This window comes from Aquitalea pelogenes, from assembly GCF_001515305.1.
GTDB lineage: Bacteria > Pseudomonadota > Gammaproteobacteria > Burkholderiales > Chromobacteriaceae > Aquitalea > Aquitalea pelogenes.
This window is the reverse complement of record NZ_LNQV01000004.1, coordinates 32179-49178: the sequence shown is the minus strand read 5'-3', so window position 1 is coordinate 49178 and position 17000 is coordinate 32179. Positions and strand designations below refer to the sequence as shown.

The following is a 17000-nucleotide window of genomic DNA, read 5'->3' as shown; positions in this document are numbered from 1 at the left end:
CGGCCCGGTGCCATCATCAATTGAATTGCGGAGGCGTGCCTTCGCACAGTCTTGGAGAATCAGCCATGCAAGTAGCGAATCTGCCGCGTGGACCGGTCATGGTGGATGTACATGGCTTTGGCCTGACCGAGCAGGAAAAAGCCCGCTTGTCCCACCCGCTGGTGGGCGGGGTCATCCTGTTCCGCCGCAATTTCCAGAACATCGACCAGCTCAAGGCGCTGACGGCGGAAATCCGCGCGCTGCGCACACCGGAGCTGCTGATTGCCGTGGACCACGAAGGTGGCCGCGTACAGCGTTTTCTCGATGGCTTCACCCGTCTGCCGCCCATGAACGTGCTGGGCGAGCTGTGGCAGCAGGACGAAACCGCCGCCCGTGCCGCTGCCGAGAATGTCGGCGTGGTGCTGGCGGGTGAGTTGCGTGCCTGCGGCATCGACCTGTCCTTCACCCCGGTGCTGGATCTGGACTGGGGCCGCTGTGCTGTCATCGGCAACCGGGCTTTCCATCGCGACCCGCACATTGTCAGCGAGCTGGCCCTGGCCTTGCAGCGTGGCCTGCGGCAAGGTGGCATGTCCACGTGCGGCAAGCACTTCCCTGGTCATGGTTTTGTTGCTGGCGATAGCCATTTCGTGATGCCGCAGGATGACCGCACGCTGGCCGAGCTGGAAGCAGACGACTTGATTCCGTTTGCCCGCCTGGCAGAGGCTGGCATGGGTTCGGTGATGCCGGCACATGTGGTGTACCCGGCAGTGGACAGCCGCCCGGCCGGCTTCTCGCCGGTATGGCTGCAAGACATCCTGCGCGGCAAGCTGGCTTTTGATGGCGTCATTTTCTCCGACGACCTGGGCATGGAAGGTGCTGCCGGCGCAGGCAGCTTTGTCGACCGTGCCGAAGCTGCACTGGCGGCAGGCTGCGATATGGTGCTGGTGTGCAATCAGCCGGAACGTGCCGATGAAGTGCTGGCCGGGCTGCAGCCGCCAGCCCAGCCGCGTCTGGCCGAGCGTTTGCAGCGCATGGCCGGCACCGGAGACATTACCGGCTGGCAGCAGGCAATTCTCAGTCCGGCCTTTGCTGCGCGTCAGGCAGAGGTGAAGGCGCTGGCCATTCCGCAAAACGTGTTGCAGGGGCCGGCTGTGGGTGAGGCCAGTTAAGCGCGTTGATTCAAGCAAAAAGTCGGTAAATGCCGGCTTTTTTGATTTTGCAGCTGAAAGTTCAATTGGGTTGGGTGCGCCACAGCCGTGCCAGATGAGAAGGCCGCACGCCTGCCAGCGTGGCCGGGCAGGGTGCCACCACCTTGTGTGCCGGTTGGCTGGTGTCGCGGATCAGGGCGTCGATATATGCCGGGCCGTCACTGCGGCGAATGGCAGCCACCTGCGGTTCGCTGGCTTTTTCACGGCGCGCCAGCACCACACCGATTTCATCATTGGCCAGTTTGACAAAACTGCCGGGCGGGTAGATGCCCAGTTCCTTGATCAGCAGGGTGGTGTAGGCCGGGTCGAATTCGTGGTCCTTGCGCTGGAAGATATGCCCCAGGGCGGCAGCGGGCACCATGCCGGCACGGTAGCTGCGCGGGGTGAGCTTGGCGCAGGTGATGTCGGCCATGTGCAGCATGTGTGCCAGCGATTCGATCTCGCCACGCCCCAGCCCGTAGGGGTAGCCATTGCCCAGCCAGGATTCATGGTGGGTCTGTACCAGCCAGTGCCATAGCTCATCGCTCACTCTGGCTTCACGCAGGATGGCGGAACTCATCAAGGGGTGGCTGGCGATTTCGTCCTCTTGCTGCGGGCTGAGCGCTTCCTGTTGATGGTAAAGCGCGTTTTGCAGCTCGCAGATGGACATGTTCATGGTGAGCGCGGCAGACAGCATGGAGGTGCGCTGCGCTGCGGACAAATCCGGAATGCGGCGGCTGAGCAAGGCCAGCAGGGCGGTGGTGTGCAGGGCATGCGCCGGGCCGTATTCATTGAATGGCACCAGCAGCAGGCTGGCAATCACGCCGTCCGGGTGTTGCTCGGTCAGCCGCACGATATCGCGCACCACCAGCGATACCTTGCGCGGGAAGTCTTCCAGCTGCATGGCATAGCTCAGCAGGGTACGGGTGCGCTGTTGCAGGAAGGCCATTTCATGCAGCACGCTTTCGCGCACCATCATGGTGTCCGGCTGTTCCGGCAGGTTGATGGCATCCAGACGGTTGCCGTCCACCGAATAGCCCATTTCCAGCAGCTTTTCGCGCTGGCGGTCGCTCAGTACGAAATGTCCCTTGCGCAGCAGCAGCAGGCCGTTCTTGGCATAGACATCCAGTGGTAGCTCCTTGCCCATGTGAATCTGGTCGGGCGCTACCTTGTCCTGTAATTGGATCTTGAAACGGGTGTTCATGCTGAGCGTGTCGTCGGCTGGGTTGGCAAGTGGCTACTGAACTTAAGGCCAGCTGCGATTATAGGCCGATGCGCCTGCCCTTGCATGGCTTTTACCTTGCCCCTTTTCCTTGTCAGTAAAGGGGTTTCAGTATTTCCACAGCCCGGCCAGAAAGGAAATGCGCACACCCGCCATATGCGCCGGGCAAGGCGAGATGATCTTGTAGGCCGCGTGGCTGGTTTCGCGCAGCAATACCTCGGCATAAGCCGGACCATCGGCCTTGCGCAGCGCGGCCACTTGCGGCTCGCTGGGCTTCTGCCGACGCGCCAGCACCACGCCGATTTCGTCGTTGGCCAGTTTGACAAAGCTGCCGGGCGGATAAATGCCCAGCTCGCGGATCAGCATGGTGGTGAAGGCGGCGTCAAAGTCCACATCCTTGCGCTGGAACAGCTGCCCCAGCGCCGTGGCCGGCAGTTGTGGCGGCCGGTAGCTGCGCGGCGCCAGCTTGGCGCAGGTAATGTCGGCCAGGTGCAGCAAATGGGCTGGCGGCAGGATTTGCTTGCGATCCAGCCCGAAGGGGTAGCCCTTGCCATGCCAGTTTTCGTGGTGGGTCTGGATGAGTGCATGCCACAAATCGTTCTCGATGCCGGCCTCACGCAGGATGGCCGAGCTGAGCAAGGGGTGCTCGCGAATGGCGGCATGCTGTTCTGCTGCCAGTGCGCCCTGGTGGCGGAACAGTTCGTTTTGCAGCTCCACTTGGGCAATATTCATGGTGAGTGCTGCGCACAGCAGGATTTCCCGATGATCGGCCGGCAGTTTCATCTGCCGGGTAATCAGTGCCAGCAGTGCGGTGGTATGCAGCGAGTGGGCCGCCGCATAATCCTGGAAGGGCAGCAGCAGCATGGCGGCGATCAGCCCGTCCGGATGGCGTTCGCACAGTGTCATCACCGCCTGGGCGATGCTGCGCACCCGTCCTTCCAGTCCGGGGCGGCCTAGAGCATGTTGCAACATGCTGCGTACGCGTTGCTGCAGGAAGGCGACTTCCTCGAACAGCAGCTGGTTCTTGTAGCCCTCGGCGTCGGTCTTATCCGCCGGCTTGGGTTCTTCGGCGTGTTCGGCAAAGCCCAGCTTGATCAGCCGGTGCTTCATGTCCGGCGTCAGCACATAATGCCCGCGCTTGAGCAGCAGAATGCCGTTCTTGGCGTAGACATCCATCGGCAATTCCTTGCCGATGGAAATGGCGCTGGACTTCAGTTTGTCAGACAAGGAGCGATCTGGCATGGCACACCGTTAGCGTTGAATGGCCAAATTATATAGATATACCAACATTTTCACTCATGCATATCGGGTGAAAATGTTGATAATCATCATTGTTTGGGTAAATCCTGCCATGCCTTTTGCAAGCGCTTCACCGAAACCGGATAAGGCGTTTTCAACTCCTGGGCAAACAGGCTGACGCGCAGTTCTTCCAGCTGCCAGCGGAAATCCAGCAAGGCGGCGGATGGTTCGCCGCGCTCGCGCTCATCTGCCAGCCGGGCCTCCCACTTGCTCCACAGCTCGCGGATTTCTGCAGCCCTTTGGCCATCGCGCTGCGGATTGGCCGGCTGCTTGTCCATGCGCAGGCTCATGGCGCGCATGTAACGGGTGAGGTGTGGCAGTTGCGCCCATGGCGTGGCTTGCAGGAATCCGGGGTAAACCAGGCGGCTCAATTGCTGTTGTAGCTCATTGCCCAGGCGGTGTTTCTGCATTTTGGTATACAGCACCATGTATTCGCTGCCGATCTGGCTCAAATACTGCGTGACTGCCTGAATCACTGCCGGCAGTCGGGTACGGGCACGGGTTTTCTGCTCGTTGAAGGCTTTTTCGCTGCGCGGCAGCGCGTCTTCGCCAATAAAGGCACGGTCGCAGATGCAGGCAATGGCATCGGCCAGCAGTACATCCGCATTGGCCACATTGCGCAGGTTCAGGCCAATCTGGGTCATGCCGGACAGGCCCTTGCCCAGTTGCTTCATCTGCTCCTTCAATTGCAGTTGCAACAGGCGGATCACCCCGGCGCGATGGTGGCGTTCGGCTTCAGGCTGGGTATCGAACAGGCGGATGGCCACCTTGTCCTGTTCCAGCGTCAGTGCCGGATAGCCGGTGAGCTGCTGGCGGCCACGGGCAAACTGGATGCTTTCCGGCAGATCGCCAAAGTCCCAGCTGCTGACATCATCCCGCTCAAAATCGGCACTGCTGTCGCGGAAGGTCAGCTGGGCGGCCTGGCCAAACTGTTTTTGCAGGGCCAGCAGGTCGCGGCCCAGGCCGATTTCCTGCTTGCCGTCGTCGATGATGCGGAAGTTGAACAGCAGGTGTTCCGGCAATTCCTGCTTGTTGAATTCGTCGATGTCGACCTTGACGCCACCGGTTTCGCGCAGGATGAAACGCGCCAGTTGCGGCGCAATCGGCTGCTGCAGGTCCGGATTGCTGCTGAGGAAGCGGGTGACAAAGTCCGGCACCGGCACGCAACAGCGCCGCACCTGCTTGGGCAGGCCCTTGAGCAGCTGTTGCAGCTTGTCGCGGATCATGCCCGGCACCAGCCATTCAAACGGGGCTGGTTGCAGACGGTTGAGAATGGCCAGCGGCACATCCATGGTGACGCCATCCAGCGGGTGCTTGGGTTCAAAGCGGTATTTCAGCCGCAGCTTGCCGTCTTCCAGTTCCAGCCATTCCGGGAACTGGTTTTCCGTCACATGCTGGGCGGCGTGGCGCATCAGCTCATCGCGCGTCAGGTGCAGCAGCCTGGGTTCGGTTTTTTCCGCTTCCTTGCGCCAGGCTTCAAAGCTGGCGGCATCCACTACCGTAGCCGGAATGCGTTCGTGATAGAAGGCATACAGCGCTTCTTCATCTACCAGCACGTCCTGACGGCGCGCCTTGTGTTCAAGTTGCTCCACTTCGCGGATCAACTGCTGGTTGCGCTGGAAGAAGGGCGCATTGCTGACGTAATCCATGTTCACCAGCGCCCCGCGGATGAACAGCTCGCGGGCTTCTTCCGGCGCAATGCGGCCATAGCTCACCGCCCGGCGCGGAATCAGCGTCAGGCCGTACAGGGTGACGCGTTCGCTGGCCACCACTTCGCCGCGGCTCTTTTCCCAGTGCGGTTCAAAGTAGTGGTACTTCACCAGATGGGGAGCCAGTTTTTCCACCCATTCCGGTTCGATCTTGGCCACGCAGCGGGCGTACAGGCGGGTGGTTTCCACCAGCTCTGCCGCCACCAGCCACTTGGGCTTGCTCTTTTTCAGGCCGGAACCGGGGAAAACATGGAAGCTGACGCCGCGAGCGCCCTGGTAGTCGTCGCCTTCCAGATTCTTCATGCCGATATTGCCCACCAGGCCGGTCAGCAGCGCCTTGTGCAGGTTTTCATAGGCCACGGCATCCAGTTGCTGGCGCTTTTTCTGCGACATCTGGGCAGCGGGCTGCTCGGCATCGGCATGCGCTGCTTCGCGCTTGATCAGGCCCAGTTCGCTGGCAATCTCCGCCAACTGGCCGTGCAGCTCGCGCCATTCGCGCAGGCGCAGATAGGACAGGAAGTGCTCGTGACAGGTGTTCACCAGCAGGCGGTTGGACTTCTTGTGCTTGATGGCTTCGCTGAAGAAGTCCCACAAATGCAGATAGGACAGGAAGTCGGACTTTTCATCATTGAAGCGGGCCTGGGCACGCTCGGCGGCTTCGCGGGCTTCAAAAGGGCGCTCGCGCGGGTCCTGGATGGACAGCGCCGAGGCAATGATCAGCACCTCGCGCATGCAGCCGAAGTCGCGGCCGGCCAGCAGCAGGCGGCCCACTTTCGGGTCCACCGGAATGCGCGCCAGCTCCTTGCCGATCGGGGTCAGTTCGTTGCTGTCGGTTACTGCGCCCAGCTCGGTCAGCACCTGGTAGCCGTCGGCAATCAGGCGGCTGCTGGGGGCTTCCAGAAAGGGGAAGGCATCCACCCGGCCCAGGCGCAGCGCGGCCATGCGCAGAATAACCGCCGCCAGGTTGGAGCGGACGATTTCCGGGTCGGTAAACGCCGGACGAGCGTTGAAGTCCTCTTCGCTGTACAGGCGTACGCAGATACCGGCTTCCACCCGACCACACCGGCCAGCCCGCTGGCGCGCGGCGGCCTGGGAAATCTTTTCCACTTGCAGCTGTTCCACCTTGGCGCGCGGGCTGTAGCGGTTGATGCGCGCAAGGCCGGTATCGATCACATACTTGATGCCTGGCACGGTAAGTGATGTTTCCGCCACATTGGTGGCCAGCACGATGCGCCGTCCGCCGGATGGCTTGAAGATTTTCTGTTGGTCCTCGTTGGACAGGCGGGCAAACAAGGGCAGGATTTCATAACCGCGAATGCCGGACTTGCGCAGTTTTTCCGCCGTTTCGCGGATTTCGCGCTCACCGGGCAAAAACACCAACATGTCGCCCGCACCCTGGCGCGACAGCTCGTCGGCGGCGTCGACAATGGCGTCTTCCATTTCCATCTCGCGCTCGTCTTCGTCGCGCTGCTTGAGCGGGCGATAGCGCACTTCCACCGGGAAGGTGCGGCCAGAGACTTCAATCACCGGTGCGCCATCAAAATGGCGGGCAAAACGGTCGGCGTCGATGGTGGCCGAGGTGATGATGATTTTCAGGTCCGGGCGGCGCGGCAGCAGCTGCTTGAGAAAGCCCAGCAAAAAGTCGATGTTGAGGCTGCGTTCGTGGGCCTCGTCGATGATGATGGTGTCGTAGGCTTCCAGATAGCGGTCGGTCTGGGTTTCCGCCAGCATGATGCCGTCGGTCATCAGCTTGATGACGGACTTCTCCGACAGCTTGTCGGTAAAACGCACCTTGAAACCGACATGCTCGCCCAGTTGCGAGCCCAGCTCCTGCGCAATGCGGGTGGCCACCGAGCGTGCGGCCAGACGGCGCGGCTGGGTGTGGCCGATCAGCCCGTACACCCCGCGGCCCAGCTCCAGGCAGATTTTGGGAATCTGCGTGGTTTTGCCCGAGCCGGTTTCGCCGCAGATGATCACCACCTGATGCCCGGCAATGGCGGCCTTGATGTCGTCCAGCTTCTGGTTGACCGGCAGGGCAGGGTCAAACTGCGGGCGCGGCATGTGCTGACGACGGGCATCGGCGCGGGCAGTCGAGCGTTCCAGCTGGGCACGGACATCATCCAGCAGCTTGTCGGCCGGCTGGTTTTTTTTCAGCCGTTCAGCCACATCATTCAGCTTGCGTCGCAGGCCGTGGCGGTCGCGCAGCAGGCAATGGGCAAGGCGGGATTTCAGTTGGGACAGTTGCTGGGCTGGGGTGGTCATCGGGCAAAGAGCACTTGTTTACACAAGCCGGGCAGTATAGCAGAGGGGGGAGGGGGACAAAATGCAAAAGACCGCCAGTTGGCGGTCCGGGCATGATGAGGCCTTGTGGCGACTAGCCGGCGTGCTGGGCCTGCGAGGTTCGACCCAGATCATCCAGCAACTGGTCCAGCCGCTTGATGGCATCGGCAATGGAGCGGGTTTCGGTGGACAGCGAGCGAGTGGATTCGCCCACCGCGGTAATGTCACCGGCAAACTGGGCAAAGCCCTGGTTCTGGCTGCTTTCCGCCCGGGATACTTCCTCCAGCAGGCTGGCCAGCTGGCGGGTTTCCTGAATGATGCCTTGCAGGTTCTGCTGCGCCTCCTGCGCATTGCTGCGCCCGGCCTGCATCTGGCTGTTGCCGTCACGCATGGCGATGATGGCCTGATTGGTGCCATCCACAATCAGCTTGATCTTGGTTTCGATATCCAGCGTGGCGTTCTGCGTGCGCTCGGCCAGCTTGCGCACCTCGTCCGCCACCACGGCAAAGCCGCGCCCCATTTCACCAGCGCGGGCAGCTTCGATGGCGGCATTGAGCGCCAGCAGGTTGGTCTGGTCGGCAATGTCACGAATCAGCTGTACGATGCCGTTGACCTCGGTACTGCGCTGGCCCAGGTCTTCCAGCTTGCTGGCGGCATGGGAGATGACTTCCCCGGCGCGGCCCAGCTGTAATACCGCCTGGTCCATCACCTGGCCGCCGCTGCTGGCCGCCTGGCCTGCGGTTTGCGCCAGCCGGGTGGCGCTGTCGGACTGGGCGGCGTTCTGGCTGGTGACGACCGCCATTTGCTGTGCCACCACCATCATGTCTTCCGCACGGCTGCGCTGCTCGGCCATGGTTTGTGCCATCAGCCCGGTGCTGTCGGCAATGTCGCGGCTGGCGCTGGAGGCGGCGCGAATGGAGCGCGCCACCTGTTCCATCATCTCGCGCATGGCGCGGCTGGCCTGCTCGGACTCGGCGCGTGCCTGTTCCAGCTTTTCCAGGCTTTTTACCTTGGCCTTGTCAAAGGCCATGGCCAGCGACAACACCACGATGGTGAGGCCGATCAGCGACTTGGCTTGCAGTTTGGGAATTTCGGCATGGTCGATCGGCACCGGCGGCAGCGCACCGGGGTCGGACGACAGCAAAAAGAACACGCCGATAGCCAGAATGGTCAGCACCATCCACACCATGCCGGAGCGGCGGGTGGACACGAAAATGGCGGTAAACGGAATGGAAGCAAACCACACCACGCTGGTGGACATGATGCCGCCGTTGACGTACACCATCCAGCACACCATCACGAACATGCAGCTGGTAATCAGCTCGGCACAAAAGCGCAGTGCGCCGGTGAGTTTCAGCAAGAGTGGCGCCAGCAACAAACCCAGCCCGCCCAGTGCAATGCCGGTGCCCATGGCCGGGTGATTCAGCATGAAATACTCGATGGAAAACAGCGGAGCAATGCAACCGGCCAGCAGGCCAACGCCCACCGTCGTGCGTGCGCCAATGGCCTGGGCGGGGGATTGGCGGATGGTTTCCGGTATGAACCAGTCGGTAACGGACTTGGCAGTCATGTGGTGAGTCTCCCTCGTTGCGTCTTGATTTGTAAGTATTGTTTTGGTTTTTACGCCCGATTTCAGGCGATTGGCTAATGTAAAACAACTGTTTGAAATCGGCAATCGTACTATTTGCTGAGCACGTGCCAGCGGGGTGCTCAGTCAGTGAGGGCTGTGTATTTCTTGCCCTGCCGCGGACAGGCCGTCGGTGTGTGCTGAACCGGTCAGGCCAACACCAGCCAGCATTACCGGCAGGTGCCGAAAAGTATGCTGTCCATTTGGGAATGCGCTGATAGGCCAAGCAGCATGGCATTTGGACAATCGGCAAACCATGACAATGTCCCGATTGCCGCTGTTTGGCTGCCATTTGATTCCCAATTTCCGGTTTGTACCGCGTAGCCTGGCAGGAGTACTGCCATTGCTTGCCGGTTTGTGGCCGGTATATTCCTTCGCGCAAGTGCCTTCGCCGGTTACCGGACTTGCCGCCGCAGCAGGTAACAGCCTGCCTGCGGTCACGCCCTTGCCACCCGCAGAACAGCCATGTTTCCCGATACGGCAGTTGTTTCTGCAAGGCGAGTTATCCGCACGCTTTCAGTGGCTATTGCATGCTGCCGCCCAGCCGGACAGCGCCATTGGCCGCTGCCTTGGCAGCCAGGGCGTCAGCCAATTGCAACGGCGCATGCAAAACGCGCTGCTGGCACAAGGTTTTGTCACTTCCAGGGTGCTGGTCAGCCCGCAAAACCTGAGCACGGACAGCTGGTGTTCACCTTGCTGCCCGGTTTTATTCACCAGATCAAACCTGCTGCCGACAACAGCACTGCAATGCGTACGCTGAATGCCCTGCCAACCGGGCCGGGTGAGGTACTCAATCTGCGTGACATCGAACAAGGGCTGGAAAACCTGCAACGCCTGCCTTCGGTGCAGGCGGACTTCCAGATTGCCCCGGCCAGCGCCGCCGATGCACCGCCCAACAGCAGCGACGTGCTGGTGCAATGGCGGCAACACAGGCCATACCGCTTGTCATTGCAGCTGGATGATGGCGGCAGCAAGGCCACCGGGGTGCTGCAAGGCAGTGCCACGCTGGCGGTGGACCATCTGCTGACGCTCAATGACATGCTCAGCCTGTCGCGCAGCCAGGCGCTGGGTGGTGGTCAGGATGGCGAGCGGGGCTCTGAAAACAACACCGTCAGCTACACCCTGCCGCTGGGGTATTGGCTGCTCGGCCTGACACTGAATGATGGCCGTTATCGCCAGTCGGTGGCTGGTGCTTATGAAAGCTATCTCTATCACGGTAAAAGCGAGAACGCCTCGCTCAAGCTGTCGCGCCTGCTGCTGCGTGATGCCGACAGCAAAACCGGCGTGAACCTGCAGTTGTGGCAACGCAAGACCAGCAGCTTCATCAACGATGCCGAAATCGACGTGCAGCGCCGTCGCATGGCGGGCTGGGAGCTGGGCGTAGCTCACGAAACCCGCCTGGGTGAGGGCGCATTCAGCGCCAGCCTGAATTACCGGCGTGGTACCGGTGCCCGTCGCGCGCAGCGCGCGCCGGAGGAGGCCTTCAACGAGGGCAGTTCCCGCTTGCAGCTATGGCAGGCAGAGGCACAGCTGGTATTGCCGTTTCGCGCCCTGGGCCAGGCCTTGCAGTTCAGCTCGGCCTGGCGCGGCCAATACAACCAGACCCCATTGATTCCGCTGGACCGCTTTTCTATCGGCAGCCGCAGCACCGTGCGCGGCTTCAACGGCGACAACCAGCTCAGTGCCGATCGCGGCTGGCTGGTACGCAATGAGCTGGGCTGGCAATTCAAAGGACGTGAAATCTATCTGGCTTACGACCATGGCGAAGTCGGTGGCCAATCGGCGGCCTTGCTGCCGGGTCGTCGGCTGAGCGGCATTGCCCTTGGCAGCCGTGGCCACTTGCTTGGCTTCGACTACGAAGTGTTCATCAGCAAGCCCATGCACTACCCCACCCATGTTCGCACCCCCGGCAGCACCGGGGGCTTCTCCCTTGCCTACCGTTTTTGACGCTGCGCCTTGCCACCGGAGACTGGCCCATGAATCGACAATGCTATCGTCTGGTTTTTAACACCTTGCGCAATCTGTTGATGCCTGTCGCCGAGCTGACCGGCAGCTACCAGCGCTCAGCCAGTACCCGTCCGGGAGCGGGGCAGGCACGGCCATGTTGCTGGGCATGGCGACCGCTGGCACTGGCCTTGTTGTTGCTCAGCCTGCCCGGTGCTGCACTGGCGCAGATTCTGGCCGACCCTGCCGCACCTGCCGGGCAACGCCCCACCATCCTCAATACCGCCAGCGGTGCGGTACAAATCAATATCCAGACCCCGACCGCCGGTGGGGTGTCGATGAACCAGTATCGCCAGTTCGACACCACCACACCGGTCACCATCTTCAATAACGGCCGCAGCGCCAGCCAGACCCAAAGCGCCGGCTGGGTGGCAGGCAACCCGTGGCTGGCCGGTGGCAGTGCCAGAGTCATTGTCAACCAGGTCAACAGCGCCAACCCGTCACGCCTGAGCGGCACCATGGAAATAGCCGGTGCACGGGCAGACCTGATCATCGCCAACCCCTCCGGCCTGCGCATAGATGGCGTCACTGTGCTCAATGCCAACCGCAGCACCTTTGCCGCTGCCACGCCGCAGCTTACTGGCGGGGTAGTGCAAGGCTTCCAGACCGGCAACGGCATGTTGCAGATTAACGGTGCAGGGCTGAATGATAGCGGCAGCGACTACACCACCATCCTGGCCCGGGCCGTACAACTGAATGCCGGGCTGTGGGCGCAGCAACTGCAACTGAGCTCCGGGCAGAACCAGCTGGATGCCACGGGCAGGCTCATCGCCACCACCACCCCGGCAGCGGGGAATGACGGTGCTGTCCCGGCCTACAGCCTGGACGTGGCGGCAATCGGTGGCATGTACGCCGGCAAAATCACCCTGCTGGCTACCGAACACGGCCTGGGCGCACGCAATGCCGGTGAGCTAGTGGCAAGTCAGGGCGATTTGCAGCTGCAAGCGGATGGCCGCCTGATCAACACCGGCCGCATGCTGGCGCAGCAGGGTGGCAGCCTGCTGGTGCAAAGCCAGGGGCTGGATAATGACGGCACCTTGTCGGCCAGCCGCAACCTGCACATTGCCAACGGACCACTCAGCAACAGCGGGCTGATCAATGCCGGGCGCGAACTGGTGCTGAATACCAGCGACATCCGTAACAGCAGCAGCGGCAGCATCAGCGGCCAGCGCGTGCAGATAGACGCAGACAGCCTGGACAACGCGGGCCAACTCAGCCAGACCGGCCAGCAGGGCTTGCTGTTGCAGGCCAATGCCTTGCACAGCAGCGGGGCGATAGGCCTGCCGCCCAAAGCCAGCACTGCACCTGAGCTACCATCCACACCGGATAATGGTACGGCCACGCCGCCAGCCACAGACAGCACGAACGCACCGGGCGGGGATGCCCCGGTTTACAGCCAGCCCACCCCCGCCGAGGTGTTAGCCGACGGCACCATCCGCGTGGCAGACCTGCTGGATAACAGCGGCAGCCTGCTGGCCAATGGCGGCATCGACCTGAGCCTGCAACAAGGCTTGCAGAATCACGGCAGCATGCAGCTGCGCACACTGCAACTGTTCGGCCCCATGCTGGATAACCGGCAAGGCCGGCTGTATGTCGACCAGGCGCACATCGACACCGGAGCCATCCACAATCAGGGCGGCACCTTGGTGGCCAGGCAGGACATCACCCTGCGCACCGCCACTCTGAATAACCAGCAGGGCAAGCTTGCCGCCGCGGGCGGACTCAGCCTGATGACCGGGCAACTGGACAACCGCGCTGGCTGGCTGGAAGCCGCCGGGCTGTTGTTCAATGGCGGCGACATTGACAACCGCCAGGGCGGCATCTTTGCCCGCGACATCAGCGCCAGCAGCGGTGCGGTGGATAACCGTGGCGGCCTGCTGGCTGCTAGTCAATCACTGCTGCTGAATACGGGTGGACAAACCCTGTGGAATGCCGACAGTGGCGATACGCTGGGCGTACTCTCCGGCGGCAGGCTGGCCTTGAAAACCGGCGACTTGTTCAACCTGCAAGACGGGCGCATTCAGGCGTCCACACTGGACATCAACAGCAGCACCCTGCGCAATCAGGCCGGCCTGATCATGGGTGATACCGTCACCCTGCAGGGCGATACGCTGGACAACCAGGCCGGGCTGATTGCCGCCAAAACCAGCCTGTCGCTTGTTGCCGCGCAATCCCTGCACAACCAGGGGGAATTGCACAGCCTGGGTGATGCCGCAGTGCAAGCGGACACCCTGCAACAGCAGGGCGGGCTGACCACGGCCAGTCGCAATCTGGCCGTCCAGGCCAGACAGCTGGGCAGCACCGGCCAGTTTGTTGCCGGGCAGGACCTCACCCTCAACACCCGGCAAGACCTTACCGTACAGGCCGCTATCCAGGCGGGCAGAAACCTTGTACTCAGTACGACGGGCAAGCTGGATAACCAGTCCAGCCTGCGCGCCGGAGGCAGCGCCAGCATACAGGCAGACAGCATCAGCAATGCCAGCCAGGCCGACATCACCGCCAGCACGCTTAACCTGCAAGCTACCACCAGCCTGGACAATCAGGGCCTGATAGACGCCGGGGATGCCAGCCTTCTCGCCGGACAAGCCATCAGCAATCGCGGCAGCGGGCGTATTTATGCTGACAGGCTGTTACTGGCCGCACCGCAGCTGGACAACACCTCACTAGCAGGGCAAGCACCGGTGATTGCCGCCCGGCAACAACTGGGCATCGCGACCGATCAACTGCTTAATGGCGAAAACGCCCAGCTCATCAGCCTGGGCGACATGGTGATAGGCGGCGGCTTTGACGATAGCGGCCAGATCAATCGCCCGGCCAGTCTGGTGGACAACCAGTCGGCCAGCATCGAGGCCGGTGGCAATATGCAGATCAGCGCCGACACCGTACGCAACCAGCGGCTGCGGGTGGGCATGAGCCAGCAAAGCAGCATTGACGAAACCGTCACCATGAACCTGCCCGGCTGGAAGCGTAATGGCCACAACGGCGGCGACCTGCGTAACTCGGCCAATTACCGTGCCTCGCAGATTTATTTTGTTGACCCGGCCGACATCATCAGCAACGAGCAGATCATCACCCCGGATGGCAATGTGCTGGGCCGCGCCGTGGTCAAACTCAGCCCGCAAACCAGTACCTTCTTCTTTGCCAATGGCCGTGGCTGGGGCATGACCGGCGAGCGCTGGCGCATCAATATCGACCAGCCGCAAACCCAAACCATCTACTACACCCTGCGTCAGGACGGCGTGGTCAATCCGGACCAAAGCCCGGACGGGCTCGACCCCTTCCTGCTGCTGCACGGGCCGGGTGGCACCGGTGGTGCGCCTTACTTCTCTTACCAGACCGACGCCGTTCGTTACGACGCGCAATATGGCAGTTGCAGCAGCCATTGCGTATTGCTGATTACGCCGTATCAGCTCACTGACCCCATCCATACCGTGATTAACCCGACCGGTCTGGGTACCACCGAACCGTATAACGAACTACGTCGCACCGCCCACCACACCGCGCTGGACGACGTGCTAACAGCCGACACGGGAGCAGCCCCCACCATCCGCGCTGGCGGCAATATGCTGTTGCAGCCGGGCCAGTTGCTGGACAACCAGTACGGCCAGATCAGTGCCGCAGACCAACTGCAAATAGACGGTGGGGCAGCTAGCCAGATCATCAATACCGCTGCCACGCTGTACCGCAATCACCAGTTTGATGTGCAGATACGCATGTACTCCGGTGGCGGCTTTGCTTTCCCCCGGCCCGATATCCGCGAAACCATAGGCAGCGTCGATGCCAGCATCCAGGGCAAGACCAGCCTGGTCATCAACGCCGACACCGTCGCCAATCTGGATCAGGGCCGCCCGGGCCCCAGCCCGATTGCACCGCCCGTTCCTGGCAGCGAAGTAGCCCGGCTCAGCCAAACCAGCAATGGCACGGTACAGCTGGAACCCGGCAGCAATGGCATCCCCGGCAGCGTGCTGACCCAGCCGCCCACCATCCAGTTGCCACGCAGCAGCCTGTACCGCCTGCTGCCCGACGGACCGGCACCATTGCTGGAAACCGACCCCGCGCTAACCAATCGCCAGGCCTGGCTGGGCAGCGATTACCTGCTGGCCGGGCTGTCGCCCGACCCCAATACCTCCCTCAAACGCCTGGGTGATGGTTATGTCGAACAACAACTCATCAACCAGCAAGTCAGCCGCCTCACCGGCCAAAGCCTGCTGGCAGGCTATAGCGACGGTCAGGCCCAGTTCCGTGCGCTGATGGACAACGGTAAAACCTTTGCCGCCAGCCACCAGCTGGTGCCCGGCGTGGCGCTCACCGCTGCGCAAATGGCCCAGCTCACCAGCGACATCGTCTGGCTGGTCAGCCAAACCGTCACCCTGCCGGATGGCCGCAGCCAGCAAGTGCTGGTGCCGCAGGTGTACGTCAAACTGCAGCAAGGCGACCTGGCCCCCAGCGGCGCCATCCTGGCGGCAGACCGACTGCAACTGCAACTGAAGGGCGACCTTAGCAACCAGGGCAGCATGGCCGGGCGACAACTGCTCAGCATCAACGCCGACACCATCAACAATTTGGCCGGACGCCTGCAAGGCGGCGACCTGGCCATCCACGCCAACACCGACCTCAACAACCAGGGCGGACGCATTCAGGCCGACCACAGCCTCAGCCTGAGCGCCGGGCGCGACCTCAGCAGCGCCAGCACCACCTATAGCCAACAACACGGCAGCGGCGGCAACACCCTGCAACAAACCGTACTCGACCGCATGGCCGGGCTGTACCTGGGGCAGGGCACAGGCCCCATGCTGCTGGCCGCAGGCCGCAACCTCGACCTCAGCGGCAGCCAGTTGAGCAACCAATCCAGCGGCAGCACCGTGCTGTCCGCCGGACAAGACCTCACACTCGGCACCACCGACACCGCCCAGCAACGCCGCATCACCTGGAATGCCAACAACTGGTCCGCCCAGGCCAGTACCGACCAAACCGGCAGCCGCCTATCCACCCAGGGCGACCTCACCCTGCAGCGCCACATCATTGGTGAGCACGGTGGACAGCAGGGCCGACATGCCCACCAGAAACAGTGCCAGCGATCTTTCCCGCGCCAGCCGGTTGATGATGAGGCGGCCCAGATGACTCAGATAACCGCTTGCTTCCACGCCCTTGGTCAGCAACAGCAGGCCGGACAGGGTGGTGATGGTGGGCCAGTCTATCCAGTGGACAAACTGGCTGGCCGCCGCGGGCTGTGGCAGCCATAGCAGCAGCATCAGCAACAGCAGCACATGCAGCAGCCGGTCGTGCAAGAACGGGGCGAGCAAGGCGGCCAGACGAGAGGGGGAGGTGTGTGCAGACATGGCGGCAGCTTACGGGAAGGCTGCTGCCGTCATCAAGCTGCGTGCACGGCGGCGTCAGTCCTCGGTGCGCAAATCGTCACGCTTGATGGCCATGCCCATGGCCACGATCCACGGCAGCAGCAGCCAGCCGCCCAGCACATTGATGAGAACCACTTTTTGCAGACGGGGGCTTTTCACCAGCCAGCCGGTGATGCTGGGAATCAGATAAGCCGGAATCATCACCAGCGCGTCGCCCATCCACATGGCGGTGGTGACGAACAGCGGCTGATTGTTGAAGGTGCCATACAGCCACAGCAGCACGGCCAGCGCCAGCACGATGATGAACAGGCCTTTGAGCAGATCGACGATTTTCAT

General features: G+C 62.2%; 9 protein-coding genes and 1 pseudogene. 4 read left to right on the top strand and 6 right to left on the bottom strand.

What is annotated here, in order from left to right; translation table 11 throughout:
• The first annotated feature begins 65 nt into the window (after positions 1–65).
• Positions 66–1148 carry a beta-N-acetylhexosaminidase gene (gene nagZ / locus AWT75_RS02665; RefSeq protein WP_062787037.1) on the top strand — a complete coding sequence of 361 codons (1083 nt, stop codon included), beginning with the start codon at positions 66–68 and terminating at the stop codon, positions 1146–1148.
• Between the two features lie 61 nt (positions 1149–1209).
• On the opposite strand, the gene AWT75_RS02660 is transcribed toward nagZ, so the two are convergent.
• From AWT75_RS02660 to AWT75_RS02645, 4 genes are all read right to left on the bottom strand, one after another.
• Complete coding sequence (locus AWT75_RS02660; RefSeq protein ID WP_062787034.1) at positions 1210–2370, bottom strand: HD-GYP domain-containing protein; 1161 nt, start codon at positions 2368–2370, stop codon at positions 1210–1212.
• 126 nt (positions 2371–2496) lie between these two features.
• Positions 2497–3630 carry an HD-GYP domain-containing protein gene (locus AWT75_RS02655; RefSeq protein ID WP_082695910.1) on the bottom strand — a complete coding sequence of 378 codons (1134 nt, stop codon included), beginning with the start codon at positions 3628–3630 and terminating at the stop codon, positions 2497–2499.
• 86 nt (positions 3631–3716) lie between these two features.
• A complete protein-coding gene (gene hrpA / locus AWT75_RS02650; protein WP_062787027.1) occupies positions 3717–7658 on the bottom strand; it encodes an ATP-dependent RNA helicase HrpA in 3942 nt (1313 codons plus the stop codon).
• A 112-nt stretch (positions 7659–7770) separates the two neighbouring features.
• Complete coding sequence (locus AWT75_RS02645; RefSeq protein WP_062787022.1) at positions 7771–9246, bottom strand: methyl-accepting chemotaxis protein; 1476 nt, start codon at positions 9244–9246, stop codon at positions 7771–7773.
• A gap of 313 nt (positions 9247–9559) precedes the next feature.
• On the opposite strand from AWT75_RS02645, the gene AWT75_RS20695 reads away from it, so the two are divergent.
• The 3 genes and pseudogenes from AWT75_RS20695 to AWT75_RS02635 form a co-directional block, all read left to right on the top strand.
• Positions 9560–10063, top strand: coding sequence for a POTRA domain-containing protein (locus tag AWT75_RS20695; protein WP_153013218.1), 504 nt, complete (start codon positions 9560–9562; stop codon positions 10061–10063).
• Positions 10051–11250, top strand: coding sequence for a ShlB/FhaC/HecB family hemolysin secretion/activation protein (locus AWT75_RS02640; RefSeq protein WP_082695908.1), 1200 nt, complete (start codon positions 10051–10053; stop codon positions 11248–11250). The genes AWT75_RS20695 and AWT75_RS02640 overlap by 13 nt, the downstream gene beginning before the upstream one ends.
• A gap of 29 nt (positions 11251–11279) precedes the next feature.
• Positions 11280–14939 (top strand): annotated as a pseudogene (locus tag AWT75_RS02635) (two-partner secretion domain-containing protein); the annotation flags it as partial.
• 1350 nt (positions 14940–16289) lie between these two features.
• On the opposite strand, the gene AWT75_RS23760 reads toward AWT75_RS02635, so the two are convergent.
• Together AWT75_RS23760 and AWT75_RS02630 are read right to left on the bottom strand one after the other, a co-directional pair.
• Positions 16290–16559, bottom strand: coding sequence for an SLC13 family permease (locus AWT75_RS23760; protein WP_420835415.1), 270 nt, complete (start codon positions 16557–16559; stop codon positions 16290–16292).
• A gap of 141 nt (positions 16560–16700) precedes the next feature.
• Complete coding sequence (locus AWT75_RS02630; protein ID WP_045845971.1) at positions 16701–17000, bottom strand: superinfection immunity protein; 300 nt, start codon at positions 16998–17000, stop codon at positions 16701–16703.

Coding starts and splice junctions, on each gene's coding strand:
- AWT75_RS23760 (WP_420835415.1), bottom strand. CDS start 16,559: ATGCTGCTGCTATGGCTGCCACAGCCCGCGGCGGCCAGCCAGTTTGTC.
- AWT75_RS02655 (WP_082695910.1), bottom strand. CDS start 3,630: ATGCCAGATCGCTCCTTGTCTGACAAACTGAAGTCCAGCGCCATTTCC.
- AWT75_RS20695 (WP_153013218.1), top strand. CDS start 9,560: ATGACAATGTCCCGATTGCCGCTGTTTGGCTGCCATTTGATTCCCAAT.
- AWT75_RS02640 (WP_082695908.1), top strand. CDS start 10,051: ATGCGTACGCTGAATGCCCTGCCAACCGGGCCGGGTGAGGTACTCAAT.
- nagZ (WP_062787037.1), top strand. CDS start 66: ATGCAAGTAGCGAATCTGCCGCGTGGACCGGTCATGGTGGATGTACAT.
- hrpA (WP_062787027.1), bottom strand. CDS start 7,658: ATGACCACCCCAGCCCAGCAACTGTCCCAACTGAAATCCCGCCTTGCC.
- AWT75_RS02630 (WP_045845971.1), bottom strand. CDS start 17,000: ATGAAAATCGTCGATCTGCTCAAAGGCCTGTTCATCATCGTGCTGGCG.
- AWT75_RS02660 (WP_062787034.1), bottom strand. CDS start 2,370: ATGAACACCCGTTTCAAGATCCAATTACAGGACAAGGTAGCGCCCGAC.
- AWT75_RS02645 (WP_062787022.1), bottom strand. CDS start 9,246: ATGACTGCCAAGTCCGTTACCGACTGGTTCATACCGGAAACCATCCGC.